Source organism: Siminovitchia sediminis (genome assembly GCF_042680885.1).
In the GTDB taxonomy this organism is placed as follows: Bacteria; Bacillota; Bacilli; order Bacillales; family Bacillaceae_C; genus Siminovitchia; species Siminovitchia sediminis.
In genome coordinates this window covers 1-25,676 of the sequence record NZ_JBHUEO010000028.1, presented here as the reverse complement: position 1 = coordinate 25,676, position 25,676 = coordinate 1, and the positions used below count along the sequence as shown (strand labels likewise).

General features: G+C 42.4%; 26 protein-coding genes, 1 other RNA gene and 1 other annotated feature. Of the genes, 4 read left to right on the top strand and 23 right to left on the bottom strand.

What is annotated here, in order from left to right; genetic code table 11:
* Window positions 1–147 precede the first annotated feature (147 nt).
* The 7 genes from ACFSCZ_RS10765 to mntR all read right to left on the bottom strand — a co-directional run bounded on the left by ACFSCZ_RS10765 (window position 148) and on the right by mntR (window position 6,538).
* Complete coding sequence (locus ACFSCZ_RS10765) at window positions 148–633, bottom strand: dihydrofolate reductase (RefSeq protein WP_380773936.1); 486 nt, start codon at window positions 631–633, stop codon at window positions 148–150.
* Window positions 630–1,424 (bottom strand): thymidylate synthase, encoded by a 795-nt coding sequence (locus ACFSCZ_RS10760; RefSeq protein WP_380773935.1) that lies wholly within the window; start codon window positions 1,422–1,424, stop codon window positions 630–632. The genes ACFSCZ_RS10765 and ACFSCZ_RS10760 overlap by 4 nt, the downstream gene beginning before the upstream one ends.
* A gap of 20 nt (window positions 1,425–1,444) precedes the next feature.
* On the bottom strand, window positions 1,445–2,131 hold the full coding sequence (locus tag ACFSCZ_RS10755) for an anthrax toxin lethal factor-related metalloendopeptidase (RefSeq protein WP_380773934.1): 687 nt from the start codon (window positions 2,129–2,131) through the stop codon (window positions 1,445–1,447).
* A 311-nt stretch (window positions 2,132–2,442) separates the two neighbouring features.
* Window positions 2,443–2,880, bottom strand: coding sequence for a BrxA/BrxB family bacilliredoxin (locus ACFSCZ_RS10750; RefSeq protein WP_380773933.1), 438 nt, complete (start codon window positions 2,878–2,880; stop codon window positions 2,443–2,445).
* Between the two features lie 15 nt (window positions 2,881–2,895).
* Window positions 2,896–4,035 (bottom strand): conserved virulence factor C family protein, encoded by a 1,140-nt coding sequence (locus tag ACFSCZ_RS10745; RefSeq protein WP_380773932.1) that lies wholly within the window; start codon window positions 4,033–4,035, stop codon window positions 2,896–2,898.
* A gap of 253 nt (window positions 4,036–4,288) precedes the next feature.
* Window positions 4,289–5,974 carry a formate--tetrahydrofolate ligase gene (locus ACFSCZ_RS10740; protein WP_380773931.1) on the bottom strand — a complete coding sequence of 562 codons (1,686 nt, stop codon included), beginning with the start codon at window positions 5,972–5,974 and terminating at the stop codon, window positions 4,289–4,291.
* Window positions 5,975–6,097: 123 nt separating this feature from the next.
* On the bottom strand, window positions 6,098–6,538 hold the full coding sequence (gene mntR / locus ACFSCZ_RS10735) for a transcriptional regulator MntR (protein WP_380773930.1): 441 nt from the start codon (window positions 6,536–6,538) through the stop codon (window positions 6,098–6,100).
* A gap of 282 nt (window positions 6,539–6,820) precedes the next feature.
* Between mntR and cspD the strand changes: the two genes are divergently transcribed.
* A complete protein-coding gene (cspD, locus tag ACFSCZ_RS10730; protein WP_018707214.1) occupies window positions 6,821–7,030 on the top strand; it encodes a cold-shock protein CspD in 210 nt (69 codons plus the stop codon).
* Between the two features lie 25 nt (window positions 7,031–7,055).
* Here the strand turns inward: cspD and ACFSCZ_RS10725 are convergent, their stop codons facing one another.
* Both ACFSCZ_RS10725 and ACFSCZ_RS10720 read right to left on the bottom strand, forming a co-directional pair.
* On the bottom strand, window positions 7,056–7,247 hold the full coding sequence (locus ACFSCZ_RS10725) for a zinc-finger domain-containing protein (RefSeq protein ID WP_380773929.1): 192 nt from the start codon (window positions 7,245–7,247) through the stop codon (window positions 7,056–7,058).
* A gap of 32 nt (window positions 7,248–7,279) precedes the next feature.
* Window positions 7,280–7,957 carry a reverse transcriptase-like protein gene (locus ACFSCZ_RS10720; protein ID WP_380773928.1) on the bottom strand — a complete coding sequence of 226 codons (678 nt, stop codon included), beginning with the start codon at window positions 7,955–7,957 and terminating at the stop codon, window positions 7,280–7,282.
* A 124-nt stretch (window positions 7,958–8,081) separates the two neighbouring features.
* On the opposite strand from ACFSCZ_RS10720, the gene ACFSCZ_RS10715 reads away from it, so the two are divergent.
* Window positions 8,082–8,477 (top strand): reverse transcriptase-like protein, encoded by a 396-nt coding sequence (locus ACFSCZ_RS10715; protein WP_380773927.1) that lies wholly within the window; start codon window positions 8,082–8,084, stop codon window positions 8,475–8,477.
* Window positions 8,478–8,502: 25 nt separating this feature from the next.
* Here ACFSCZ_RS10715 and ACFSCZ_RS10710 read toward each other — a convergent pair whose 3' ends face one another.
* From ACFSCZ_RS10710 to aroC, 9 genes are all read right to left on the bottom strand, one after another.
* Window positions 8,503–9,423 (bottom strand): 5'-3' exonuclease, encoded by a 921-nt coding sequence (locus tag ACFSCZ_RS10710; protein ID WP_380773926.1) that lies wholly within the window; start codon window positions 9,421–9,423, stop codon window positions 8,503–8,505.
* A 61-nt stretch (window positions 9,424–9,484) separates the two neighbouring features.
* Entirely contained in the window at window positions 9,485–10,333 is an 849-nt protein-coding gene (locus tag ACFSCZ_RS10705) for a sulfurtransferase (protein WP_380773925.1), read from the bottom strand.
* A 10-nt stretch (window positions 10,334–10,343) separates the two neighbouring features.
* Window positions 10,344–13,955, bottom strand: a complete 3,612-nt coding sequence (locus ACFSCZ_RS10700) for a dynamin family protein (protein ID WP_380773924.1) — start codon at window positions 13,953–13,955, stop codon at window positions 10,344–10,346.
* A gap of 83 nt (window positions 13,956–14,038) precedes the next feature.
* Window positions 14,039–14,566 carry an isoprenylcysteine carboxyl methyltransferase family protein gene (locus ACFSCZ_RS10695; RefSeq protein ID WP_380773923.1) on the bottom strand — a complete coding sequence of 176 codons (528 nt, stop codon included), beginning with the start codon at window positions 14,564–14,566 and terminating at the stop codon, window positions 14,039–14,041.
* Entirely contained in the window at window positions 14,566–15,642 is a 1,077-nt protein-coding gene (locus ACFSCZ_RS10690; protein WP_380773922.1) for a type III polyketide synthase, read from the bottom strand. Before ACFSCZ_RS10690 ends, ACFSCZ_RS10695 begins: the two co-directional genes overlap by 1 nt.
* Window positions 15,643–15,687: 45 nt before the next feature.
* Window positions 15,688–16,977, bottom strand: a complete 1,290-nt coding sequence (gene aroA, locus ACFSCZ_RS10685; RefSeq protein WP_380773921.1) for a 3-phosphoshikimate 1-carboxyvinyltransferase — start codon at window positions 16,975–16,977, stop codon at window positions 15,688–15,690.
* A 12-nt stretch (window positions 16,978–16,989) separates the two neighbouring features.
* Window positions 16,990–18,093, bottom strand: a complete 1,104-nt coding sequence (locus ACFSCZ_RS10680; protein WP_380773920.1) for a prephenate dehydrogenase — start codon at window positions 18,091–18,093, stop codon at window positions 16,990–16,992.
* Window positions 18,094–18,113: 20 nt separating this feature from the next.
* Window positions 18,114–19,190, bottom strand: coding sequence for a histidinol-phosphate transaminase (gene hisC / locus ACFSCZ_RS10675; RefSeq protein WP_380773938.1), 1,077 nt, complete (start codon window positions 19,188–19,190; stop codon window positions 18,114–18,116).
* 34 nt (window positions 19,191–19,224) lie between these two features.
* A complete protein-coding gene (gene aroC, locus ACFSCZ_RS10670) occupies window positions 19,225–20,397 on the bottom strand; it encodes a chorismate synthase (RefSeq protein WP_380773919.1) in 1,173 nt (390 codons plus the stop codon).
* Window positions 20,398–20,464: 67 nt separating this feature from the next.
* Window positions 20,465–20,700, bottom strand: a binding site (T-box leader).
* 306 nt (window positions 20,701–21,006) lie between these two features.
* Here aroC and ACFSCZ_RS10665 point away from each other — a divergent pair.
* Window positions 21,007–22,095 carry a bifunctional 3-deoxy-7-phosphoheptulonate synthase/chorismate mutase gene (locus ACFSCZ_RS10665; protein ID WP_380773918.1) on the top strand — a complete coding sequence of 363 codons (1,089 nt, stop codon included), beginning with the start codon at window positions 21,007–21,009 and terminating at the stop codon, window positions 22,093–22,095.
* Between the two features lie 48 nt (window positions 22,096–22,143).
* Here the strand turns inward: ACFSCZ_RS10665 and ACFSCZ_RS10660 are convergent, their stop codons facing one another.
* From ACFSCZ_RS10660 to ACFSCZ_RS10640, 5 genes are all read right to left on the bottom strand, one after another.
* The gene (locus tag ACFSCZ_RS10660) at window positions 22,144–23,028 is read right to left on the bottom strand and encodes a DMT family transporter (protein WP_380773917.1); all 885 of its coding nucleotides are present in this window, start codon (window positions 23,026–23,028) and stop codon (window positions 22,144–22,146) included.
* A 109-nt stretch (window positions 23,029–23,137) separates the two neighbouring features.
* Window positions 23,138–23,317, bottom strand: coding sequence for a hypothetical protein (locus tag ACFSCZ_RS10655; RefSeq protein WP_380773916.1), 180 nt, complete (start codon window positions 23,315–23,317; stop codon window positions 23,138–23,140).
* A 152-nt stretch (window positions 23,318–23,469) separates the two neighbouring features.
* Window positions 23,470–23,869, bottom strand: an RNA gene (gene rnpB / locus ACFSCZ_RS10650) — RNase P RNA component class B.
* A 65-nt stretch (window positions 23,870–23,934) separates the two neighbouring features.
* Window positions 23,935–24,240: a cell division regulator GpsB gene (gene gpsB / locus ACFSCZ_RS10645; protein WP_380773915.1), complete on the bottom strand. Its 306-nt coding sequence runs from the start codon at window positions 24,238–24,240 to the stop codon at window positions 23,935–23,937.
* A gap of 157 nt (window positions 24,241–24,397) precedes the next feature.
* Window positions 24,398–24,703 carry a CotD family spore coat protein gene (locus tag ACFSCZ_RS10640; protein ID WP_380773914.1) on the bottom strand — a complete coding sequence of 102 codons (306 nt, stop codon included), beginning with the start codon at window positions 24,701–24,703 and terminating at the stop codon, window positions 24,398–24,400.
* A 316-nt stretch (window positions 24,704–25,019) separates the two neighbouring features.
* On the opposite strand from ACFSCZ_RS10640, the gene ACFSCZ_RS10635 reads away from it, so the two are divergent.
* On the top strand, window positions 25,020–25,487 hold the full coding sequence (locus ACFSCZ_RS10635) for an Hsp20/alpha crystallin family protein (RefSeq protein ID WP_380773937.1): 468 nt from the start codon (window positions 25,020–25,022) through the stop codon (window positions 25,485–25,487).
* Window positions 25,488–25,676: the final 189 nt, after the last annotated feature.

Sequence of the window (25,676 nt, the reverse complement as noted above, 5' to 3'; positions counted from 1 at the left end):
ATTTTGTATGGAGCAACTTTATCACCGCCATATTTTGTTATTTTTATTTTAACAAATTAAAACGATGAAAGAACAAATATTATAAATAATTAAAAAGGCTGTCGAGGGTTTCTCGACAGCCTGAGCGAACCCACCGGTTCGCTTTCTTTACTCCCGTTCGTATACTTGAAATTCATAGTCATGTGGATTTTTATCATCTTTTGGACCTTTTTCAGATGATAATAAACGCCATTCCTCCCAATTAATGTCAGGAAAATATGTATCTCCTTTGAAAACTCCTTTAATTTTTGTCACGTACAGGCGGTCCGCCTGATCCATGAAAAGCTTGAATATCTCAGAGCCTCCGGTAATAAATACTTCAGACTTATCGTTATCAATCCAATCGAGGAGCTCTTCTTTTGTATGAAAAATAAGACAGCCTTCCGCCTGATAGGATAAATCCGTTGTCAGAATAATATTCGTACGGCCCGGCAGCGGTTTGCCGATCGACTCGTAAGTTTTTCTTCCCATAACAATCGGGTGGCCCATAGTTATTTTTTTAAAGTATTTTAAATCTGCCGGAAGATGCCATGGCAATTTATTTTGATTCCCAATCAATCCGTTTTCGTCTTGCGCCCACAAAAAAGAGATCATACACTCACTTCTCCTTTAATGTGCGGCTGCGCATGATAGTTTTCCAATGTAAAATCTTCAAATGTGAAGGAAAATATATCAGTTACCTCCGGGTTGATCACCATTCTGGGAAGTGGTCCGGGCTCTCTTGTTAATTGTAATTTCACCTGTTCAATATGATTTTTATATATATGAGCGTCTCCCAGTGTATGGACAAACTCTCCCGGTTTCAGTCCTGTAACTTGCGCCATCATCATTGTAAGCAGCGCATAGGATGCAATATTGAATGGCACCCCTAAAAATATGTCAGCAGAACGCTGATATAGCTGACAGGAAAGTTTGCCGTCGGCAACATAGAACTGGAATAGGCAGTGGCATGGCGGCAATGCCATTTGATCAAGTTCACCGACGTTCCACGCACTCACAATCATGCGTCTGGAATTTGGATTTGTTCTCAGCTGGTGAAGGACATCTTTTATCTGGTCTATCGTTTCCCCGCCTGCGGTGCGCCAGGAACGCCATTGCTTTCCATAAACAGGGCCCAGATCACCATCTTCATCAGCCCATTCATTCCAAATTCTTACCCCATGGTCCTGCAAGTATTTTACGTTGGTATCGCCTGCCAAAAACCAAAGAAGTTCATAGATAATAGATTTGACATGTAACTTCTTCGTTGTCAGCAGAGGAAATCCTTCCTGCAAATCAAATCGCATCTGGTAGCCGAACGTACTGATCGTTCCGGTACCGGTCCGATCATCTTTTACTGTTCCATGTTCCAGTACATGTCTGCATAATTTTAAGTATTGTTCCATTTATGACCGACCTCGCTTTATCATAAGCTCTCTAAAAAAGTATACATCTTTGGAGCTTTCTTTGCCAATTGCTGCCGCGTTTCTTTAGAATAAAAATAGTACGCAAAGCATTCCGCAAAAAACTCTTCCTTGTAATGAAGAAAGTAGTCATTTGAGGGAAAGAGGGAATCCGCTTCCTGTTTCCATGTTTGTGTAATCTGTTGATTCGTTGTATCATCATAGAAAACAAGACGGTGCAGTGAATGGGCCAGCTCGTGATATTCCAAATTTACAGAACCATGCCCCCGGCCTTTTTCACTGTAGCCAATTTTAACGAGCACATGATGCGTTCCGCCGGCGCCGGGCAAATCATCCCATAAAATCGAATCGGGATATCCTCTGGGCACCTGTCCCTCTAAATGATCTGCATACGGTTGATCTGTTAATTTCCCTGTAAACAGGATGATTTTTATATGATTTTTCTGAATCTCGGATAGAACGGATGTAGGGAGCTGATCTATTCTCAAGATGATTTTTGCCGCTTCCTCTTTATCAAATTTCCCTTCTGGCAAGATGATTGCTTCCTTTAATAGATTACCAGATTTTAATTGCAATTCAGGAAGTAATTCGCTATCCCCTAGAGGCACTCCGATATAGCTCGCTCTGGAAAAATCCGAGACGAGGAAAACGACAGGAATCAAAAGGAGAAAAATGAACGTTTTTCGCAATTTGGTTTCCTCTTCTCTGTCTATTGATAAGGGGATCGAGGTAATTATATCATATTCCCTAATAGAATCAGAGAGTGATCCGGCTGGCGAAAAGTGGAACTTTAGTGAAATCTTGTATGAAACGAAAGCTATCAATGGTAAAAATATAATGATGGGGTATAATATGAGTAGTCGTTTTGATTGAAGGAGGGTTAATAGATGTCATCGGTTCTTATTACAATTGGACTTATTGCTATGCTTGGTTACTTTGTTTATATGAATATTGCGGATTAATAGCTATGGGCTGCTCCTCAGCCCATAGCCCAACATCCTTACCGGCAGTTCTTTTTGAAAGCTTCTGTTAAATTTGTGATAATGTCTTCTACTTCATGGTCTTCTATCTCTTCCCTGGGGATAAAATGAACAATATCTTTCCCTTTAAGCAGTGCGATAGACGGTGAAGAAGGTTTATATCCGGAAAAGTATTCCCGCATTTTTGCCGTGGCTTCTCTTTCCTGGCCGGCAAACACGGTTACAAGATGATCTGGCCTGACATCACTTTCCTCTAAAGCCCGGATCACCGCAGGTCTTGCCAATCCTGCGGCACATCCGCAAACAGAGTTGACCATAACCAGAGTCGTACCAGACACCTGATTCATAAATTGTTCTACATCCTCAGGGGTTAAAAGCTCCTTAAAATCAGCCTGTACAAGCTCTTCTCTCATAGGTTTTATTACTTGTCTCATATACTCTTCATATGCCATCGACATGTCTTTTCCTCCTTTTTACGTATTAGTTCTCTCTTTTCTTGCCTCGGTCATCTGCTTCCAAACTGAACCTTTTGCTTCTTCTCCGCCCTCAATGCGTTCAATTGCCATTTTTATCTGGAGCCGGACTTCGAATTCCGGATCATTTTCAGCAGCTTTCAGTGCGGGTAATACACGTTCATCTCCTACTTCGTATAAAAACATAGCCGCGCGCCAGCGAACGATTCTGCTTTTATCCTGGAGTGCTTTACTCATTTCTTCCTGTGCTTCCGAAAAACCCAAATCGGATAAGCAGTCACCAGCTGTACGTCTAACTGTTACTGTTTGATCACGCAGCCCCTTGTACAATAACGGCAGAACCCTTTTGTCCTCAATCATGCCCAAATAGACAACAGCCAGCCTGCGAATGGATGACTTTTCGTCTTGCAGAGCTTTTTCCAGTACCGGGATATCGTCCAAGTCTGGTGTTTCCATCTGTTCCAAAAGCCTGTATCTATTTCTCCAATCGGGCTCATCCAGCATGCCCTCAGTCAGTTTGATTAATTTTCTGACGGGAGCATCCTGCTGTTCCTGCGGTCGTAGGGCAGCTTGCACCAATTGGTTCAGCCTGTCATCCGGGTAAGCAGCACCAAGCTCTTCAGCCACCTGACGGCCAATCGCATCAAGATCACCATATCGGACACCCATATCCTTCCATTTTCGCAAAAGCACATAGTTGTCGCCTTCCTTTTGTGCTTCTTTCATGGCCTTCGTAAATCGGTCAGGAAGTCCGAACCTTTTTTCCTCTGTTCCGGTGGTCAGTTTAATTTGCAGCGGGATGCCCTTGAACATTTGTACTTGAACTTCCACTTCACCAAAATGCTCATCGGCATGAATGGCAGCAGTACTTTCACTGTCTCCTTCTTCTCCAAATACTTCCCTGACTTTGGGCAGTATTGCTTCCCAATGAAATTTACCATTTCTTTCTACTGCAAGGAAATCCGCTACATGATAAACTCCCTTAACGCCATCTATTTCAAGAATTTGCCTGATATAGGGAGGCGCCGAGCCGCTATCTTCTTTTTTATAGTTGTTGCTTATCCCTGCATCAAGCTCTTCGCTTAAAATCACCTTCATCGTATTCGGACTTGGTGTCGGTTCAATGGTTTTTATATGCATGACAATCCACCTTTCCCCAAATAATCGATTAAAGAGCAGATAACATTATTGTAACATAGGCTTTCTTCTTCTCCTAATGATGGGATTGAAAAGGAATTGTATGAATCTGATTCTAAGCTAAAGACCATACCTATACCTAAAATAGGCGAAGGAAATCCACTTTTCCTCCGCCCTGGGTTTTTTTGTCAGAAAGTTAAAATTACTATTTAATCGGCTCATGACAGCATGTTTGACACTGCTGTAAAATCTCCATTTAAAATAAACCGACAGCCCGGCCTTGATCACTGACATCCATACGGTTGGCAGCCGGCTGCTTAGGAAGGCCCGGCATCGTCATCATTTCTCCGGTTAAGGCTACGATAAATCCTGCTCCAAGTTTTGGCTTTAATTCTCTTACATGTATGATAAAGTTTTCGGGACGCCCAAGTTTTGACGGATCATCTGAAAGAGAATATTGTGTTTTTGCCATACATACCGGCAGAGCTCCCCAACCGAGCTCCTCAAATTCTTTCAATTGTTTCATTGCCTTAACAGAAAATTCAACATCCTTCCCGCCATAAACTTCTCTGACGATGGTCCTGATTTTTTCATCAAGAGGAGATGAGATGTCATATAAATACTTGAATTGGCCGTTGTTGGCTTCAATTTCCTGCAATACTTTTTCTGCCAGCCCCACTCCGCCTTCCCCGCCTTTTTCCCAAACCTCCGTGAGGGCTACAGGGATGTCATGTTTGCCACACCATTTTTTCAGCAAAGATATCTCGGAATCTGTATCAGCGGAAAACTTGTTAATGGCCACCACAAAAGGCAACCCAAATTTAGTAATGGTTTCCGTGTGTTTTTTTAAATTTTCCAGACCTTTTTCTAAAGCCATGATATTTTCATGTGTCAGCTCATTCTTTGGAACACCACCGTGCATTTTTAATGCCCGGATCGTAGCCACAATGACGACTGCATCCGGCTGTATTCCAGAATTCCTAGCTTTAATATGGAGAAATTTTTCGGCGCCGAGATCAGCTCCAAATCCGGATTCCGTTACAACAAAATCACCCATTTTTGCAGCTGTCTTTGTTGCCATAATACTGTTGCATCCATGGGCAATATTGGCAAATGGGCCTCCGTGGATAATAGCAGGCGTGTGCTCGATGGTTTGGACCAGATTAGGTTTTAGAGCGTCTTTTAATAACAGTGCCAGTGCTCCCTGGACCCCGAGATCCCGGACGGTAACGGGCTTTTTGTCTATATCATGGGCAACCACCATTCGGGACAGCCGGCGCTTCAGGTCTTCCAAATCAGTTGCAAGGCATAGTACCGCCATAATTTCTGATGCAACGGTAATATCAAAGCCGTCTTCCCGGGGGACTCCCTGCCCTGGCCCGCCCAGGCCTACGATGACCTGACGCAAAGCCCGATCGTTTAAATCTACTGCCCTTTTCCAGACAACCCTCCGCTGATCAATGTTAAGCGTATTTCCATGGTGTATGTGGTTATCCAGTAGTGCTGCCAGCGCATTGTTGGCCGTTGTGATCGCATGGAGATCGCCTGTAAAGTGCAGGTTAATGTCCTCCATCGGAAGAACCTGAGCGCGCCCTCCGCCGGTCGCCCCCCCTTTGATTCCCATGGTCGGTCCAAGGGACGGTTCTCTCAGAGCAATAACTGTTTTTTTGCCAAGCTTGGTCAAAGCATCTCCCAGACCAACGGTTACGGTGGACTTACCTTCCCCTGCGGGAGTCGGATTGATAGACGTAACGAGGATGAGCTTTCCGTCCTTATTTGACTGTAACTCCTTGATCTTTTCATAGGAAATTTTCGCTTTGTATTTTCCGTAGTATTCCAAATCCTCTTCTGTCAATCCAAGCTTTTCTGCAATCTGTTGTATGGGCAATAGCTCTGAATTTTGCGCGATTTCTATATCGCTTAATGGCTGTTTTTCACTCATTTGCATTCCTCCCGTGTTTTTACTTAAATTGTACCATAAGACATGGTTTTCCCTTCTTTCAAAAAACAAAATAAAAAAACGCTTTGATCTCCGGGATGTCAAAGCGTTGTTGTAAATGAATGATTATGGATGGGTTGTTTCTTCTTCTTCTTCATTTCTCTCCTGAATTAACTTTAAATCTGCAATACGTTCGGGAACTTCTTCAAAATACTGGACAAGATCGCCGATTCGGTCAATTGAGTTCCAGCTTAAATGGTGCTCAATTCCCTCAACATCTTCGTATATATTGTCCTTGTCGACACCGATGATCTGCAACAGCCTTTCCAGCAAATCATGACGCTCGACTAACCGTTTTCCGATTTTCCTACCCTTGGCAGTTAAGTTAATACCTCTATACCTTTCATAATCAAGATAGTTTTCCCTATCTAGTTTTTGGACCATTTTCGTTACTGAGGAGGGGTGGACTTCAAGAGCTTCCGCTATATCTGAAACTCTGGCATAACCTTTGTTGGTGATCAGCAGATAAATCTGTTCGATATAATCCTCCATACTTGGTGTTGGCATCTCTGTTCTCCCTCCTCTTCCCTTTCATAAGCATCTAAAAGTGTACTATAAGAAACAAATTTAAACAAGTACTGTATGTCTCGGCAGCCCCGTGGGATGCCTGCATTTTGAACAAATCGAGATAATTTTCAAACGTTTTCTTGACTCTTTAATTCGCGTAGTGTATAGTTGATTTATCATTTAAGCAAACTATAGAAAATGTACAGATTTTTCAGTTGTTTTGCTTTATGATAATATTTTTGATTGGCATGTTTTGCCGAAGATTTTAGGAGGATTAAGTGAATGCAAAACGGAAAAGTAAAATGGTTTAACAATGAAAAAGGTTATGGATTTATCGAGGTAGAAGGCGGAGACGACGTTTTCGTACATTTTACCGCAATCCAAGGAGAAGGCTTTAAAACATTGGAAGAAGGCGAAGAAGTTTCTTTTGAAATCGTTGAAGGAAACCGTGGCCCTCAAGCTGCTAACGTAAACAAAGTATCTTCTATATAAAAAACACAAGGCTGACAATTCTTTGTCAGCCTTTTACTGTTTTTAAGAGCATTTTTCCTCTCTCTTGAATCTTCGCACCCACTGTACATTGTTTAATACAGAAATGATGGGCATATGTCTTGCTGAATTCCTTTCTAAAGTGCTTTTTTAAAAAGCAGTCTTCACAATATTCCTCCAATAAATGATTGATTTCCTTCATCACTCTCGATCGATTCATGTGACCAACCTTTCCTTCAGTCTCTTTCTATATCAATTGTTTCTGTTATGATGTGGGTCTATTTTTAAATGACTGTCGATCATCTGATTTTTCAGGGCTTGACTGGCAAGCTTGTGTGCTTCCTTATTCTCGTTCCTGGGTATGACCTCATATGACATTTTCAGACCCAGGCTTTTGATTTTTTCCTCGATTTTGTCCAGCCACCAGTTTAATGATTCTTCATAGCATGGCCACTCTCCTGCCAGCTGCTTTAATACCCCCTGGGCATCTCCCTTTATGTTACAGAGCGTTTGTTGAAAATCCATCTGCTGCAAGATGTCAACGGCATTATACAGGGCTGCGTATTCGGCTTCATTACTGCTCAGCAGCTCTGATAACTTTGCATTATATCTGATACGGTATTGATCGGGGCCTTTGTCATAATAAATGACTACACCAATGCCAGCTTCCCCATTGAGACGATTAAAACCCCCGTCGAAATAAATAATGGGGTTCCTTGGTTCCTCTTCAGCTTTTTCTCTCAATTTTTGAAATTCCTTAACCGTCCATTCCCTGCCCAGCTCATCCAAAACTATAATTTCTTTCATTCTCCCGGTTTTAAGCATGTCCTGAATCAGTAAATCTGCTGCTTTTTCATTGAACCACTCGGTTTCCATGCGAAGTTTTGCTGTTTTCGGTCCTTTGTATTGAAACATGAGCCTGATGTCCATTTCACATTCTCCTACATGTCGTTTTATTGTTTAACACATTCTTATCGGATTATAATGAAATTGACTTCTTCTTTAATGATATTTCCCAAGCAGCGGGAAAATAACCGAAAGGAATGGACTCAAAATGATTGAAGTATATATAGATGCTGCCAGTGCAGGAAACCCCGGTCCAAGCGGCGCCGGCATTTATATCAAATATAACGGCCAGGCGGATACCTATTCGATCCCTCTAGGCTCGCTGACGAATCACGAAGCTGAATTTTGGGCATTGATCAAAGCTCTGGAAATTTGCCATCAACACTCTTCAGCTATTATTTCTGTCCGATCTGATTCGACCCTTGTAGTGAACGCATTAGAAAAAGAATTTGTTCGCAATCCAACATACATTCCGCTGCTGGAAAAAGCGGTAGAGTTATCAAAGACATTCGAGCTTTTCTTTATTAAATGGATTCCATCCAAAGAAAACAGAAAAGCGGATGAACTTGCGAAAAAAGCCATCCGGATGAATCAAGTAAAATGATCCGGCTCATCCTTCATATGTGCGTTTAGCGAGTGGCTTCCCATTCCGCAAACGGGTCAGCATCCATCTCTTTTTCCAGCAATTGCAGTTGCCGATATACAGTCTTTAACTCCAGCTCTTGAACCATTTCAAAGGCTGTCTGGGGAACACCTGCCCAGACCGCATGTTTCAGATCTATGGTAACGGGAGCCTGGCAGTCAATTCTGGCAAGATCTCGGGAAAGGTACATCATTTCCTTATCCTGTTCAATTTTATTCCTTTGGCCTGGAGTTAACCGGTGCAAATGATCAAGCATTGTCTCTACATTTCCATATTCTCGGATGAGCTTCATTGCAGTCTTTTCACCTATTCCTTTAACACCCGGGTATCCGTCACTCGAATCCCCCATTAACGCTTTTACATCCACCAGCTGCTCCGGTTTTAACTGATAATCTTCGAAAAACCGGCTTGTTGTATACTTTGAATAATTACCGATTCCTTTTTGCAAGATCCAGACATGGACGTCCTCGTCTAAAATCTGTAAAAGATCTCGGTCTCCCGTCAAAACGGTTATGGCTGTATTTCCCTTAAACTGATTACATAGCGTACCAATGCAATCATCCGCTTCATAGCCTGGAATGCCTATATTAGGTATGTTGAAACAGTCTGTCACCTCTTTGGCAAGGTCAAATTGCGGAATGAGTTCTGCAGGAGGAGCTTCGCGATTGGATTTATAGTCCTGAAATAATTCATTCCTAAATGTTTTACTTCCCATATCCCAGCTGACAACAATATGAGATGGGCGGATCGCTTCAAGGGCAGTTAAAAAATGCCGTAAATACCCTTGCACAGCATTCGTTGGAATCCCTTTGCTGTTCACCATAAATTGTTTTCTGACAGCAGTTGCAAAAAAAGCACGGAAAAGCAAAGCCATCCCGTCCACCACTAGCAATCTATCTTTTTTCATAACCCATAATCACCTTTCACCATTTCATATCGTCTAGTATAACATGAAAAAAGCAGGGCCCCTATAGCCCTGCCTCATTTCTCGAAGTCTCAACTTTGTTTTCCGGATAGGACACCCAGTCAGAGTAACTCCCGGCATAAAGCTTGACATGTTGAAAACCCGATTCCAGCAGTGATAATACATTTACAGTAGCTGTTACACCAGAACCACAATAAACGATGATGCTATTATTGGGATTTAATCTTGAAAAGCGGCGTTTCTGCTCATCTTTGTTCTTCCATTTACCTTCATGAAAACTTTCAGTCCATTCGAAATTTACTGCGCCGGGTATATGGCCCGGTTTGACATCAATAGGTTCTTTGCAGCCCAAGTACCTTTCTTTTGCTCTTGAATCGATCAGAACAGTATGGTCACTGTTCATTTCGGCTTTCACTTCAATGATATCTGCCAGCATTGAAGGCTGTGGACGTATGTGAAAAGTAGACTTACGGTAAAATGGGACCATATCTGTAAGGGGATATTGTGCTTCTTCCCATTCCTTCATGCCGCCGTCCAATACAAATACTTGTTGATGTCCCAAAAAAGTTAACAGCCACCAAAATCGGGATGCAAAGCAGCCTTCACCGCCATCGTAAGCAATAACGGCGTTCTTTTCATGAATCCCCGACTCTTCAAGCTTTTCTCTAAACGTTTCAATATGCGGAAGCGGGTGCCGGCCCCCATGAATTTGTACTTCACTTGACAAATCCTTGGCTAAATCGAAATAAACAGCCCCTGGAATATGTTTTTTTTGATAAACAGTTTTTCCGTACGAAGGGTCCTGCAAGGAATAGGTACAATCAACAATTCGGATATTGCTGTCATGGAGTCTTTCTTTCAACCATTCTTTCGATTTAATAAACAACAGCATCTGGACCTCCTTATGAAAGGTGATCATCGCTTTCCAATGACCTTTGAATTTCTTTCCAATCGTCCATTTTGTCATTGTCTTCAAAAGCAATCAGCCAAGCGGAAATTTGTCCGTTTAAATCCTCTTTGATGCTGATTGTCAAATCATTGAATTGAGAAGTGAGGAATGCCTGATAATGTTTGTTGATCCTGGTTAAGCCATCCGTTAAATATTGATCTGCAAGCGGGGAAAGCAGCTGTTCCAGTGCCTCTTCCATAAATTTTTTTTCGTTTTTTTCGAAAAATGCTTTAGGGTTTTTAAATAACTTCAAAGCAGGCCCAAAATATTTGTGGTCCTGATTGTCAAATGCGGTAGAAAAATCCAGCGTATCTGATTTTGCCATCTCTGGAAAAGAGACGATGAATTGATCATTTACAGACAAGATTTCCCTGTTGATTTGCTCATAGCGTTCCTTTAGAAGCTTTCCGGCAAACAGCTCAACACGTAAGGAAGTCGCACGGAGCTCTTGCGCAAAATCAAATCCGGCAGCATTTAAATAATGATCCAAAGCCCTTGTCAATGAATCTTTCGTTTGTACCTCTGCAGGGTTAAATGCTTCCTTGAAAAAATCCGGAAGCCTGTAAAAGACTCTTTGTTTTACAAAGTGAACGAGCTCTTCAGCTTCCTGTTCGAGTCTTTCGGGCATAGTCGCCAAACCTATTCCGTCCAGCCAGTCATTTAAAGCCGATTTAGTTTCAAGCAGTTCCTTTTTACGTGCTGCCTTCTTAGACTCGTCTTCGCTTGCAGAGGCAATCATTTGCTTCAGCATCTGAACAGCACGTTCATATTCCTTTTCCGCAGACTGGATGGCCATCTTGGTCAGGTCATGCTCTAAAAAATGCGAAAAAGCCTGGGTGAATTGATGAATGCGAGATTCTTCAACGGTGTCAGGGTTTTGGGCCGATTTACTCGACAAACCAAATATTCTTGGAAAACGAATCCCATATTCAGTCAATTGGCTGGTGACGTATGCCAGGACTTCTTGTACTTCCTCTTCTGAAGAAGCCAGATCAATCGCATTGACAATAAAGAACATTTTATCTAATTCAAAGGTATCCTTAACGCGTCCGAGTTGAATTAAGAATTCACGGTCTGCTTTGGAAAAAGCATGATTATAGTAGGTTACAAACAAAATAGCATCCGAGTTTTTAATATAGTCAAATGCGACACCTGTATGGCGGGCATTGATGGAATCTGCCCCGGGTGTATCCACGAGGGTAATGCCCTCTCTTGTGATAGGACAGTCATAATACAAATCAATGATCTCAACGAAACAAGATTGGGACTCGTTGGCAACAAACCCCTGGAAATCATCAAGGTCTGCGATAATCGACCGGCCGAGCTTCCCGGAAAATTCACTATACCCCTCCACGAATGCCTGCAAAAATGAAAGGTGTACTTTCTCTTTGCCTTCACCTTCTTTCTGCGAAAGGACATTGGGAATAAGTTGAAATGCCTCATCCAGTGTTTGACAGTCTTTTCCGAAAAGCTGCAATGACTGCTTTACATCTTCCAGCAGATCCGCTGAATCTTTGATGCGTATAACAGCTGTCCCATGCTTATATTTTCGGTTCGGCGGGCTGATCCGGTTAATCGCTGCTGTTGTCGGATTTGGAGAAACCGGCAAAATCTTTTCGCCAAGCATGGCGTTGGCAAAAGAGGATTTTCCGGCGCTAAAGGCTCCAAATAACGCAATCGTGAAGCTGTTATTTTTAAGTCTGGAAGCTTTTTGCCTGAGTTGCTCTGTCACTCTTTCAAATCCTTTTTCTTTAGAAAAATAGGAAACTGCCAAATCCAGCTTTCGTATGATCTCTGTTTGAGGCAGAACAGCTTCTTCCTCGATATAATTAAATTCAGGTTCGTGTTTAGGTTTACGTTCTTCATCTGGAGCAGCTCTGTTCTCATCATAGAGCTGTACATGGATTTGTTGCTGTGTCCATTCATGACGAAGTTTCTCTAAAATCTCATCTTCACTGCCTGTCGGCTGTTCCAAGCGGTCTGCTCTCTCTTTATATTGTTGTTCAAGTTCCTCGACATCCCGTACAGCATTTGTTATTTCTTCTATTTCATCAGCTTGGGACCGGACAGCTTCAAGTTCTTCTAACGCCTTTTGTTCGATTGCTTCTGCGATGTCTTCTTTCAATGGGTCAGACTGATGGATTGCAATTCTTTTTAATCGACTGGCAAGCTCTTCTGTATAGTTGAGTACGTATTCCCCTGTGACTTGAGCTCCTTTATGAATAGCAGATGTCAGAAGCTCGGGATCAAATTCAATGTTCAAACGTTGTGCAGCCAGTTCCAAGTCTTCCCGTGAAAGGTGAACCTCATGAAGTTTTTTTGCAAATAATTCACGGAGATGCCACTCTATCTGCATTTCTACCTGGCGGCGAAGGCTCTCTGCAAAAGTGTGCAGGCGCGCTTTTCTCTCTTCTTCTGTCTTCTTCTTGCTATTAAAAAAGCCAATTTTAAAATCGGGCTGTTTTGACTCCAAAAACCGTTCTGCAAGTTCTCTAATTTCAAAAGGCATCAAGTAAGCGTTTTTTAGCAGACTGGCTCTTTCTGCCTCAAAATTTTCTTTCCATACCTGTGCCCGATTTGACAATCGGTGCTGCTTCTCTTCAATTTCTTGTTTTTCAATGAAAAGGGCTGATATCTCTTCTTCCCCCAGGGAGTTTATTTTCTCCCATAACGGGCCGGCTTTATCCATTTTTTCTTGTTCAAGCCAGCTTTTATGCTCATCGATTAACTGGTGAACTGCGGCCGAAACCGTATCCTCCATCCATTCAACGTGATGTGCCATGGCACTGTCAATCAAAGATTTGACTGAATTAAATTGATTATGCGGATGCTCCGGAACTTTTAAAGTGGTATAAAAAATACCTTCGGGTTCTACATTCCAGGCAGCAAAAGAGTCGCGGACAGCAGCCTTAAAATCCATAAAAGAAAGCTCACTGTCGTTGTGTTTATCTATTTGATTAATTATTAAATACAGCTTCACTCCGTGCTGAAGCAGATTTTTTGTATAGATGAAATTTAATTCGGATTGAACATGGTTATAATCCATTACATAAAAAACAATATCCGCCAGGTGAAGGGCTGATTCTGTGGATATTCGGTGAGCATCATCTGTTGAATCAACTCCCGGTGTGTCCATGACCGTTATTCCCTTAGGCAATTTTGAGGCAGGTTTCCCGATCTCCACCTCTGTTACTTCACCGTTCTTGCAATATTCCTTGACTGTATTGAAATCATACGAAGCCTTAAATAAGAGCGGCCTGTCATTTTTATAATATACTTTAGCAAATTCCTCATCAGCTTCATGAACTTTGACAAGGTTGGCACTTGTTGGAATCGGGCTGGAAGGCAAAATCTGTTCTCCAATCAGCGTATTGATCATTGTTGATTTTCCAGCTGAAAAATGGCCGCTGAAAGCGGCAATAAACTCATGATCTACTATTTTCTTCACTAATTTGGCTGCTTTTTCAGCACGTGCCGTGTCACCGTTTTGCTGAAATCTCTCCATGAGGGTTAGCGCCTTCTGGAGCTGTATGTCATTTATGGATCTTTCCGCTACTTGTACCATTGAATTGACAATCCCCTTACCATTTCTTTTCTATCCTCTATTCTACCGAATTCCGGGTCATTTTCCTATAGGGGAAAGCAAAACTATTTCTGCGTTGGTGGATAATCTGTATATTTACGGAGTGCTTTTTCTTCCTCGGCAATCCTGACAGACAGAATAACCTGATTAAAAATAAAGAATAGGACAGCTGTCCAATAAGCTTGAAACATCAAAGGCAGAACAGCCAATTCAATAGTAACAACGAAATAGTTCGGGTGTCTCATATAACGGAATGGTCCCTTTTTTATTGTTTCGGATCCAGGCAATACGATAATTTTCGTATTCCAATACCTGCCCATTGAAACAAGAATCCATATGCGAATCCCCTGGACAAGCAAAAAAATGACCAAGAAGACAGGCCAATAACTGCTGGGTTCACGATGAAGGAACGTAACTTCAATAATAAGCGAAATAAAAAAGCTGATATGTATGAAAACCATCCACGGATAATGGCTTTTTCCATATTCTGCAGCACCGCGTTCTTTCATCCAGCGTTCATTTCTTTTGGCCCAGACCAGTTCTGATAAACGCTGGAAAACAACCAACACCAATACTGAGATAAAAAAAACCATCATTCCCACCTGACCAGCAGCAGTTCCGAGCTAAATCCAGGCCCTAAAGCTGTAATTAAGCCGTACCTGCCGGTTTGAATATTTTTTTGCAAAAAATGCTGCAGAACAAAAAGTACAGTCGGTGACGACATATTTCCGTAATTTCTCAGGACTTTCAATGCTTCGGCCGTTTTTTCTCTTTCGAGATTCAGAGCTTTTTCATAGGCAGTAATCACTTTTTTTCCACCCGGATGTGCAATAAAGCAGTGAATATCCTGAACATCCATTTGATGCTTCTGCAAAAAATCACAAACATTTGGCTCCAGCCATCGTTCAACCAGGGTGGGAATATCTTTGGAAAAGACAACAAATAATCCTTCATCTTTTACATCCCATCCCATAACATCAAGAGAATCATCCAGCAGGGTGGACTTCGAATCCAGTACTTTTGGATAAGGACGGTCCCCCGGCCTTTTACTATGATCCCCGCACAGTAGGACTGCAGCAGCTCCATCAGCAAAAAGGGACGTACCAATAATGTTGCTTTTGGAAAGATCATTTTTTTGAAATGTTAAACTGCACAGCTCAACTGCCACCAGCAGCACTTTAGAGGAAGGAAATGCTTTACAATACTCAAATGCCCGGGAAAGGCCGGCTGCTCCGCCCGCACATCCGAGCCCCCAAATAGGGATTCTTTTTGTATGTCTGGAAAATGGCAGCGCATTCATTATTCTGGCTTCCAAGCTCGGAGTCGCAAGTCCGGTCGTACAGACCATGAAAATCGCGTCAATTTCTTCATAACGTACTTCCTCTTGGAGCATCTTTACAGATAAACAATTACGAATGGCTTGGATACTTAAGCTGACTGCCGCTTCAATAAATGCGTCATTTTTATCGGCAAATGAATGATCTTCCCGGTACCAATCGATTTCTTTGGCAATATGCCTTTTTTCAATTTCACCGTTATGGAACACTTTCAATAAGCGGTCAATTTGATGAAACGAACGGGAAAAAAGATGCCTGGTAAATTCCATGGCATCATCTTGAGAAATTTTGTGTTCAGGGACTCCCGTTCCTACAGATAATATATAAGCCAATTGGTATCCCCCTCTCTAAAACTTCTCTTTCCCGTTCTGATCCATTTATAACTTCAATTCGTTCAAATGCTGAAAAAAATTCGGATACGAAATGGAAATCGATTCACTGTTATGGATGACTGTATTCCCTGCTGTCAAACAGGAAGCGATGGCCAGCATCATGCCAATCCGATGATCCCCGTGACTATCCACGGCTGCAGCATGCAGTTTTGAAGGGCCGTGAATAATCATGCCATCTTTTACAGGTTCAATGTTTGCACCCATCTTGGACAATTCTTGAACAACTGTATCGATACGGTTGGTTTCTTTTACTTTTAATTCAGCTGCATCACGAATGACAGTCTTACCGTTTGCCTGCGTTGCCGCAAGGGCAATAATGGGGATTTCATCAATCAGCCGCGGAATGATCTCTCCGCCTATCTCTACTCCTTTTAATTCAGATGCTTGCACCGTGAGATCTGCTGACGGTTCAATTTCATCTCTTCCGCTTTCCTTGATACTGATGTTTGCACCCATTTCTTTCAGTACATCTACTATTCCCGTTCTTGTAGGATTCATTCCTACATTTTTTATAGTCAACTCACTATTGGGAATGATTGCGGCAGCAACGAGGAAAAATGCTGCTGATGAAATGTCTCCCGGCACGTTAATTGTGGTCCCTTTTAAAGATTGCATTCCCTTGATCGTCGTTGTTAAATGATCCGTCTCTACATGACATCCAAATGCAGCCAGCATCCTTTCAGTATGGTCACGGGATAGCTGAGGTTCTATCACTGTAGTGGATCCTTCGGCATGGAGGCCTGCCAATAAAACGGCTGACTTGACCTGTGCACTTGCGACCGGTGATACAAACTCAATCCCTTTGAGTTGACCCCCTCTGATGCTTAAAGGAGCAAAGCTTCCATGGTGGCGGCCATCAATTTTGGCGCCCATCCGCTTTAAAGGGATAGCTACCCTATCCATAGGCCTTTTTGTAATGGAGTCATCTCCCGTTAAACACGTATGGAAAGGAGCTCCGGCTAAAATCCCCATCATTAACCGTATGGTTGTCCCTGAATTGCCTACATCCAAAACTTCGCGCGGCTCTTGCAGCTTGTCAAACCCAAGCCCATTGATTTCCGCATAGTCTCCTTCCTGCCTGATATCTACTCCAAGTTTTCTAAAACATTGGATTGTGTTCAGACAGTCATCACCGGTCAGAAGGCCAAATATTTTCGTCTGGCCTTCTGACATAGCACCAAGCATGACAGCACGGTGTGATATCGATTTATCTCCGGGAACACGGATCGTGCCGTTGAGCTGAATATTGCCATTGGATGTTAATGTAATCGTCATCGGGCTTTCCCCCTACATATTTAAATATGTCTCATAGCCATGTTGAACAAGACAGATTTTCGCTTTCTGCCTGTCGTCTTCAGATTGAAAACTTAATCGCAGAACACCAAATACATCTTCTCTAACTTCCAAAATACGGATATTGGTTATACTGATCTGCTTGTCTGCCAAGATTGTTGTAACGTGTGAGACCACTCCCGGCTTATCCTGTATATCTACATACAAGTCGTAAAAAGCGTCGATGGCTCCCCTTGCCCGGACCGGAAGAGCATCTCTGAATTGTTTGGCATCTGCAAAATAACGGTATAGATCCTTCTCGTCTCCTGACTGGACAAGCTCTTTAACAAATTTCATCTCTTCCATCCACTCATCCAGAAGTGTCAACAGACTGGATTGATTCTGTTTTACAATATCACGCCACATAGCCGGACTGCTTGAAGCAATCCGTGTGATATCGCGGAATCCACCGGCTGCAAGCCAGCGGACCCTGTCATTTTTTTCAGCATGCTCTTCCACCCGGCGAACAATGCTGGTAGCAATTAAATGGGGCAAATGGCTGACAACCCCTGTCACCATATCATGCTCTTCTGGATCCATAATGACAAAGTTTGCACCGGTTCCCTTCAGCCATTCTTTAAGTGTTGACAGCTTCTCATCAGCTGCCGGACTATTTGGAGTAAGCACATAGTAGGCATTTTCAAACAAGTGAACTCTCGCACTTCCCGGACCTGATTTGTGCGAGCCGGCCATTGGATGTCCCCCGATAAAAACAGCTTTATTTCCGAGTAATTTCCGGGACTCTTTCATAATCTTTCCTTTTGTGCTGCCGACATCTGTAATAATGGCGTGAGGTTTTAATGGCAGCTCTGCAAGTTGGGCAATCTTCCGTTCAACTTCTTCCACAGGGCAGGCAAGAATGATTAAGTCACTGGTGACAGCTTCCTCTTGAAAAGAAGAAGCGCATCGATCAATAATTTTCATTCTTTCTGCCAGCCTGCCATTTTCTTCTTGTACGTCGTATCCAGTTATGCAAGCGTCAGGATGTTCTTTTTTTATAGCCAAGGCGATTGAACCGCCAATCAATCCTACGCCTATGATTAAGACTCTTCTGTCCAAAGCTGTATGTTCCTCTCTGTCTAGTTCGTTACCAAGACCATTTTCTCTAAGATGTTAAAGAGCTCTTTATTTTGCTCTTCCGTACCTACCGTTACACGAATCCCATTTGGAAACGGTCTGACTGTATATCCTCTTTCCAACAAATATTGAAAAATAGCCTCGCTTTTCTTTCCGGGAAAAGACATAAATATAAAGTTGGCCTGAGATGGGTAAAAGTCAATGTTGTGCAGCCGGCAAAATTCATAATACTTTTGCAGTTCCCTTGAGTTTGCAGCGGCGCTGCTTTCAACAAAATCAATATCTTTTAAGGCAGCCACAGCAGCTGTTTGCGCGAGTACGGATGTGTTAAACGGCAATCTTACAACTTCCAGCTGCTGAATAAAGGAAGGAGCTCCGATCGCATAGCCGATCCGGAATGCCGCCAGACCAAATGCTTTGGAAAAAGTACGCATGACTATCAGGTTTTCATACCGGTCAAGCAACGGAATGGTATCCGGATAATCATCTGCCGTGACGTACTCATAATACGCTTCATCCATGGCAACAAGAACATGGGGTGGAACAACCTGGAGAAAGGCATCCAGCTCCTTGTCAGTCACGTATGTCCCTGTTGGGTTATTCGGGTTGCAAATCCACACCAATTGTGTTTTTTCATCCATTTGCTCTGCCATAGCGGTAAGGTCGAAGCGCCCGTTCTTCAAAGGGACTTCACGGATTTCGGCATTTTGAACAACCGCATTGTGGCGGTATTGGGAAAAAGACCCCGCAGACAGTACCACATTGCTATGTTCATCCAGTAAGGCCCTGCTGATGATCTGAATCATTTCATCCAATCCGCTTGAAAAAATAAGCTGGTTTTCGTTTACACCAACATATTGCGCTACCTTTTTTCTCAACTCGGCTGCTGCACCGTCCGGGTATACGGCAAAATCTTTAATATTCGAGATAGCTTCCCTGACAAGGGATGAAGAACCGTACGGATTTTCATTAGACGCAAGCTTGACGATTTGATCCAATCCGTATTCACGCCTTACCTCTTCACTTGATTTTCCGGGAGCATAGGCGTTAAGTGACAGCAACTGAGGTCTTACTTTTATTTCCATCATTGTCCCACCTTGTTTTTGTTTTGATTTAGAAACTTTTTGTATACTCTCTGTATTCCTGGATATTCTTTTGGATGGCTTCCATACGGTCGTGTCCAAACTGATCCAGGATAGCTGTCGCCAATTCCCATGCAACAACAGCTTCTGCAACAACACTTGCAGCGGGTACCGCACAACTGTCAGATCTTTCAATGCTCGCCTTAAAAGGTTCTTTCGTATCAATATCCACACTTTGCAAAGGTTTATATAACGTCGGAATGGGCTTCATTACCCCTCTGACGACAATCGGCATACCCGTTGACATGCCCCCTTCCAATCCTCCGGCATTATTCGAACCCCTTGTATATCCCTTCGTTTCATCCCATAAAATTTCATCATGTACTTGACTTCCGGGTTTGTGAGCCGCTTCAAAGCCAATTCCTATTTCTACCCCTTTGAATGCGTTGATGCTCATGACAGCCCCTGCCAATTTGGAATCCAGCTTTCTGTCGTAATGGACATAGCTTCCGACGCCAGCCGGCATCCCTTCAGCGATCACTTCAACAATTCCTCCGATTGAGTCACCTTGTTCTTTTGCTTCATCGATCGCACGCATCATTTTCTCAGCTGCTGCTTCATCCAGACATCGAACAGGAGATGCTTCACTTCTTTCCTGAAGCTCCTCAATGGTGGTGTACTGGGTGGGTTCCGCCTTAATTCCTCCAATTTCCAGTACATGGCCTGCAATGCGGATGCCCAGCTGCGAAAGAATGATTCTGGCGACTGCACCGGCAGCCACCCGTACCGTTGTTTCCCTTGCTGAAGATCTTTCAAGGACATTACGCATATCCCGGTGCCCGTATTTTAATGCTCCATTTAAATCAGCATGACCAGGCCGGGGACGGGAGATCTGACGTTTAACTTCCTGGGATTCATTTTCATCCAGCGGATCTGCCCCCATGATTTTTCTCCAGTGAGTGAAATCTCGGTTTTCAACGACAAGTGTGATCGGAGAGCCTAACGTTTTTCCAAGGCGCACTCCGCTTAAAATTTGAACTTGGTCTTTTTCTATTTGCATTCTTCTTCCGCGGCCATATCCTTTTTGGCGGCGTGATAACTGTTCGTTGATCATATCTGCGGTCAATGTAAGACCTGCAGGAACTCCTTCTATGATTGTTGTCAGCTGCGGTCCATGTGATTCACCAGCAGTTAAATACCTCATTTTCATGCCCTCCAGTTGTTAAAATGGTATCTTTTTTTAAAAATAAATAAAAAAGTCCCTGCATAATTGCAGGGACGATTTATTATCGCGGTACCACCCTCATTGCGAAAACTTCTTTTTCGCCTCTCAAACAGATAACGGCTGCAACCGTCTTTTTATAATAGGCTGATTGTAAACAATCAGTCGTTCTAAAAAGATGCTCAAGGAAGTAATTCGCATTCATCTTTGTGCTGATTTCCACCCGCCATCAGCTCTCTTTATAACAGGGAGATGAACACTACTTTGTCCTGTCATTGCTTTTTCAAAGTTATTTAACATTAATTTTTACCACATAAGGTTTTAGTTGTAAAGCCAATTCTTCATCTTTCACCAAATTGATCGGAATTATCCATTTTTTGCTGATGTCCTCACATCGAGACGGTGTTATAATTAAAAATAGGCAAACAATTTTAACAATCCACTTGACAATAATGCAAATAAAGTTTAAGGTGTTGAGCTATCAAATAAAATTATAACACACATGCTTTACAGCGTTGAAGTCCTAAAGCTCATTTTTTTTAAATACTTCAATCGCCGGGGCGCTGTGAATATATCAAGGAGGGCTTATCGTTGTCAGAATTAGAGGTTTTACGTTCTCAAATTGAGAAAAAGACATTGCAAATTTTAGAACTTTTAAACGAACGGGGCCAAATTGCTCAAGAAATCGGTAAATTAAAAGAAATGCAGGGCGTGAAACGATTTGATCCTGTCCAAGAACGAAAGCTGTTGAATTTAATTGCCGATCACAACGAAGGCCCATTTTCAACATCTACGATGCAGCATATTTTCAAGCAAATCTTTAAAGCAAGCTTGGAGTTGCAGGAAGATGACCATCGTCAGGCACTGCTTGTTTCAAGAAAGAAAAAGCCTGATGACACCATCGTTACTGTTCATGGCGAAAACATCGGTGATGGCCAAGCTCATTTTATTATGGGTCCGTGTGCCGTTGAAAGTTATGATCAAGTGAAAGAAGTTGCCCAAGCTATTAAAAAGCAAGGACTGAAACTTTTACGCGGCGGTGCATTTAAACCGCGTACGTCTCCATACGATTTCCAGGGGCTGGGCCTGGATGGCTTGAAAATCCTGCGCCAGGTTGCAGATGAAGAAGATTTGGCTGTCGTAAGCGAAATTCTTAACCCTGTGGATATGGAAGCAGCTCTGGATTATGTGGACGTCATTCAGATTGGCGCCCGCAACATGCAAAACTTTGAATTGCTGAAAGTGGCAGGCTCAGTTAAAAAGCCTGTCCTGCTAAAACGCGGTTTGTCTGCCACAATTGAAGAATTTATGTATGCTGCTGAATACATCCATGCACAAGGAAATAACCAGATCATTCTTTGTGAAAGAGGGATCCGCACTTACGAAAAAGCAACCAGAAATACTCTGGACATATCCGCAGTTCCGATTTTGAAAAAGGAAACGCATTTGCCTGTAGTGGTGGATGTCACCCACTCAACTGGACGAAAAGACCTTCTCCTTCCTGCTACTAAAGCTGCCATCGCTATTGGTGCTGATGCCGTCATGGCTGAAGTTCATCCAGACCCTGCAGTTGCTCTTTCTGATTCTGCACAGCAGATGGACATTGAGCAATTCAATGAATACATGGCAGCAGCCAAAGCTTTTGCAGAAAAAGTTGAAAAAGAAACATTGAATGTATAAGAGAAAATCAAAAGGTTCATTTCCGTGATTGCGGGAATGAACCTTTTTTCAGGCAGCCAACCGATCTCTCTGCTTTTTTTCATAGCTAATGACGAAAATAGAAGAAAGGATTAATACAGTTCCTGCAAGCTGTCCGCCATAAAGCTGTTCATGAAACAGAAGTACAGCAATCATAAGAGCTGCTATCGGCTCAATGGTTGCCAAGATAGAGGCAGTACTTGTTTCCACTTGCATGAGTCCATATGTATACAGTAAATAGGCAATAACCGTCGGAAACAATCCAAGACCTGCCATAAAAAGCCACGCTTCCAGAGGGAGTGCAGCGGCTTTTTTCCAAAATGGAAAAAATGGCAGCAAACAAAGTGCTGAAATTAAAAAAGTATAAAAAGTTATGGTCATCGAATCATAATGTTTCGAAGCTAATTTGCTAAAAATACTATATAATGCGTATCCAAATCCTGACCCTAAGCCGATGATCAAACCTAGAGCTGATAACTGTCCGGTGGTGCCGTTTCCGGAGATGGCGATGACTGCTGAACCTGTAACAGTCATTAAGATTGCCAAGGCCTTCCTCCACGTCATTTTCTCTTTAAGAAAAAGTGCTGAAAGGATCGCGACAAAAGCGGGACCGGTGTAAAGAAGCATAACAGCCAAAGAAATGGACATGATGTTCATCGCCGTAAAATATGCCCAGTTAAAAAACACAATACTAAAGAGGCCTGTCCCGATGAAATACCAAATATGTCTCATACGCCATCGTAACCCGCCTATCCCGTACACCGAAAAAACGAAGGGAATGAGGCATAGACATGCTCCGGTTACGCGAATGGCCACAATTTCCATTTCCGAAAAACCGAAGGAACTTAACTTTTTCACAAATAGCGCGAGCGTTCCCCATAAAAACGCCCCCGCAACCACTGATATCCTGCCCATTACGCTTATTCGCCCTTTCTTTGCATACAGTTCATGGAGTATTCTTAGTTGACAGAGATTGAAAGACAAATAAAAAATAAAGCGCGAGCAATGTTCGCTTACTTGCGCTTTATTTTTGGCCGATACTGCTTTTATTTGATAATGCATGGTAAATGGCCTGATTCAACCTCTCTTCCGCTTCTTCCAAGCTTTTCCTTACTGATTCCGGCATACTTTCTTTTTGAAGCATTTCACTTGATGAGTACAAAGCATCTGAAATCCTTTTTAATTCATTTATTTTTCGAGGCATTTCCGCCCCTCCTTTTGACGGGATATACACAACACCAGTATATTCAAATACATGCCGTGTTATTCTCTATGTAAGGGGTTACAGCATTGGAGAAATAAACAATGCCCTCCGGTGGAAGGCATACATTTAGTGTATTTTTCCTATCAATAACATTCTATAAGCCATGTTCTGTACCTTTGTACTGCCGGCGGCCATAGGACAGGCCTCGTACTAGGGCGGTAACCATCTATCTGCAGGACCACTGGCCCTGCCTCTTTCATAGCGTTCATTTCCGCAGAAAGAGTGCCTCTACCATCATTTGAGTTTCTCGCTCACGGGGTTTACCTCGTTCCACCTTTGCCGTTTCCGGCAAAGCTTCGTCACTGTGGCACTTTCAAGGTAATCACATCATATCAACAAGATGACGTAGATGTTTTCCCTGCCGTCAACCGGTAAAACCGGACTGCCCTGGCTTATTGTTTCACCAGGCGTGATCACTACGGGCATCTCAGCACCGTGCGAGCATGGACTTTCCTCTGCTTCTCAATGAAGAAACAGCGATTACCCGAATGTTATTTTGGTGAATAACTATTATATGATGGAACAGATGCTTTTTCAAGTAGTAAAAAGTGGATAAACTACATGTTTTCATCCAGTTTGCTGCCAAATACATGTTTTTCCAAATTGGAAAGACGCTTTAAGATATCAAAGTTTGTTGTACCTGCGGGCTGAACCTGCTGGCGTCGGGAACTTTCTTCCAACTGTTTTTTTAATCTCATATTTTCCTGCTGCATTTCATCGATGATCGCATGCATGGATTCATAATCTTTAATAATCGTATCCAAAAACTTATCTACTTCTTCTTGCTTGTATCCTCGAAATCCTGTTTTAAATTCTTTTTCCAATATTTCTTTCGCTGTCAATTTCAATTTATCTCCCAACATTCGAGACCACCTCAAATTCAACGACATTATTATTATTCTTCCAAAATATTGATCGTTTGTCAATTTATCAATTGCTTCTTTATGATGTCCGTAAGATTCATTCTCGTTATGTAACTGAAACAAGGAGGGATTGACGTCCCCCTCCCCGTTTCTCTCATTAGTAAGGGAACATCGGCCCGCCCATTGGTCCGGGCATAGGACCGCCCATTGGTCCGAATCCCGGACGCGGACGCGGGTAACCAAATCCGGGACCAGGCCCAAATGATTGGGTATTTGTGACCTGATTTACCACTGACTCCGTATGCGGGAAATAGTGCTGATGTTCATAGTTAATATGGTTGACATGGGTTGTATGTGTCGGATGAATTTCAGGAACGATGTTGTTAATGAAGTGATGCTTTACACAACATTTCGTTGGATGAACAATGGCAGGGCACACATTCGTTCGGCAATTTACCATCATGCTGACGCTGCTCCTTTCTCCTCATTGTCTTTACAATTACAACCTATGTTAGATAACCAGTCTTGTACTGATTCAAATACCTATTTTGTTCTGTTGCCAGCGCAAAAAAGATTAGTACAATTTGCGACATTTACGACAATTTATGATAGAAACAACTACATGAGGTCGAAACATGCGCTTGCCCGGGAAATGATCCATTATGATAACATTTCCCTCATTGCAAAATCATCCGATATGGGAATTCTGATTAGAAGTGAACTTTTCCATATTGCTATTCATACTATACCACAGATGAACTTAAGGAGGGAGAGTTGTGATGACGGAAAATAATAAAGACCGCCCAATGGGCAGAAGTCCTGTACCTGTGAACCCTTTTATGAAGGTCATCAATGATTTTTTTGAAAACAGCCCCGTCAAAGGGCTCATAGAAAGTCTTGATGAACTGGCCATTTCTGCACCGTTTTCCGGTGGATTTCCTGTAGAACTGAAAGAAACAAATTCGAATTATATTATACAGGCAAAGCTGCCGGGCATAAAAAAAGAACAGATTGAAATTGAAGTGTTACAGCAATTTGTAACGATTACAGTCACTCATCATGAAACAATTACTACCGAAAATAATAAGAAGGAGACCATTCATCGCAGAGATACAATGAAAAAGATGACTCGAACGGTTCCTTTAACAAAAGCCATCGACACAAATAACGTAAAGGCTGCTTATGAAAATGGACTGCTTACTGTCTCTATTAAAAAAATCAAAGGAAATATAGTTGATATTACTTAAGTTCAATGCAAAGGATTACAGTAATGATACAAAATATTTCATTCACTTTTCGAACTGAAGACTAAAAAGGGGCTGTCCAGAAAGTCAGTAAAAACTGATTTTCTGTGACAGCCCTATTTTGTTTAGTTCTAAAAAAGGCATACAAAAAAATCGCCCTTTCTAGTAAAATGTAAGTTACCACACCAACAT

Excerpts from the sequence above, each read along its gene's own strand:
- mntR (WP_380773930.1), bottom strand. The coding sequence starts at position 6,538 with ATGCCAACACCAAGTATGGAGGATTATATCGAACAGATTTATCTGCTG.
- ACFSCZ_RS10635 (WP_380773937.1), top strand. The coding sequence starts at position 25,020 with ATGACGGAAAATAATAAAGACCGCCCAATGGGCAGAAGTCCTGTACCT.
- ACFSCZ_RS10745 (WP_380773932.1), bottom strand. The coding sequence starts at position 4,035 with ATGCATATAAAAACCATTGAACCGACACCAAGTCCGAATACGATGAAG.
- aroC (WP_380773919.1), bottom strand. The coding sequence starts at position 20,397 with ATGAGGTATTTAACTGCTGGTGAATCACATGGACCGCAGCTGACAACA.
- ACFSCZ_RS10660 (WP_380773917.1), bottom strand. The coding sequence starts at position 23,028 with ATGGGCAGGATATCAGTGGTTGCGGGGGCGTTTTTATGGGGAACGCTC.
- ACFSCZ_RS10715 (WP_380773927.1), top strand. The coding sequence starts at position 8,082 with ATGATTGAAGTATATATAGATGCTGCCAGTGCAGGAAACCCCGGTCCA.
- ACFSCZ_RS10655 (WP_380773916.1), bottom strand. The coding sequence starts at position 23,317 with ATGCCTCGAAAAATAAATGAATTAAAAAGGATTTCAGATGCTTTGTAC.
- cspD (WP_018707214.1), top strand. The coding sequence starts at position 6,821 with ATGCAAAACGGAAAAGTAAAATGGTTTAACAATGAAAAAGGTTATGGA.
- ACFSCZ_RS10725 (WP_380773929.1), bottom strand. The coding sequence starts at position 7,247 with ATGAATCGATCGAGAGTGATGAAGGAAATCAATCATTTATTGGAGGAA.
- ACFSCZ_RS10720 (WP_380773928.1), bottom strand. The coding sequence starts at position 7,957 with ATGGACATCAGGCTCATGTTTCAATACAAAGGACCGAAAACAGCAAAA.
- ACFSCZ_RS10700 (WP_380773924.1), bottom strand. The coding sequence starts at position 13,955 with ATGGTACAAGTAGCGGAAAGATCCATAAATGACATACAGCTCCAGAAG.
- ACFSCZ_RS10760 (WP_380773935.1), bottom strand. The coding sequence starts at position 1,424 with ATGGAACAATACTTAAAATTATGCAGACATGTACTGGAACATGGAACA.
- ACFSCZ_RS10695 (WP_380773923.1), bottom strand. The coding sequence starts at position 14,566 with ATGGTTTTTTTTATCTCAGTATTGGTGTTGGTTGTTTTCCAGCGTTTA.
- aroA (WP_380773921.1), bottom strand. The coding sequence starts at position 16,977 with ATGACGATTACATTAACATCCAATGGCAATATTCAGCTCAACGGCACG.
- gpsB (WP_380773915.1), bottom strand. The coding sequence starts at position 24,240 with ATGTTGGGAGATAAATTGAAATTGACAGCGAAAGAAATATTGGAAAAA.
- ACFSCZ_RS10710 (WP_380773926.1), bottom strand. The coding sequence starts at position 9,423 with ATGAAAAAAGATAGATTGCTAGTGGTGGACGGGATGGCTTTGCTTTTC.
- ACFSCZ_RS10740 (WP_380773931.1), bottom strand. The coding sequence starts at position 5,974 with ATGAGTGAAAAACAGCCATTAAGCGATATAGAAATCGCGCAAAATTCA.
- ACFSCZ_RS10640 (WP_380773914.1), bottom strand. The coding sequence starts at position 24,703 with ATGATGGTAAATTGCCGAACGAATGTGTGCCCTGCCATTGTTCATCCA.
- ACFSCZ_RS10705 (WP_380773925.1), bottom strand. The coding sequence starts at position 10,333 with ATGCTGTTGTTTATTAAATCGAAAGAATGGTTGAAAGAAAGACTCCAT.
- ACFSCZ_RS10765 (WP_380773936.1), bottom strand. The coding sequence starts at position 633 with ATGATCTCTTTTTTGTGGGCGCAAGACGAAAACGGATTGATTGGGAAT.
- ACFSCZ_RS10750 (WP_380773933.1), bottom strand. The coding sequence starts at position 2,880 with ATGTCGATGGCATATGAAGAGTATATGAGACAAGTAATAAAACCTATG.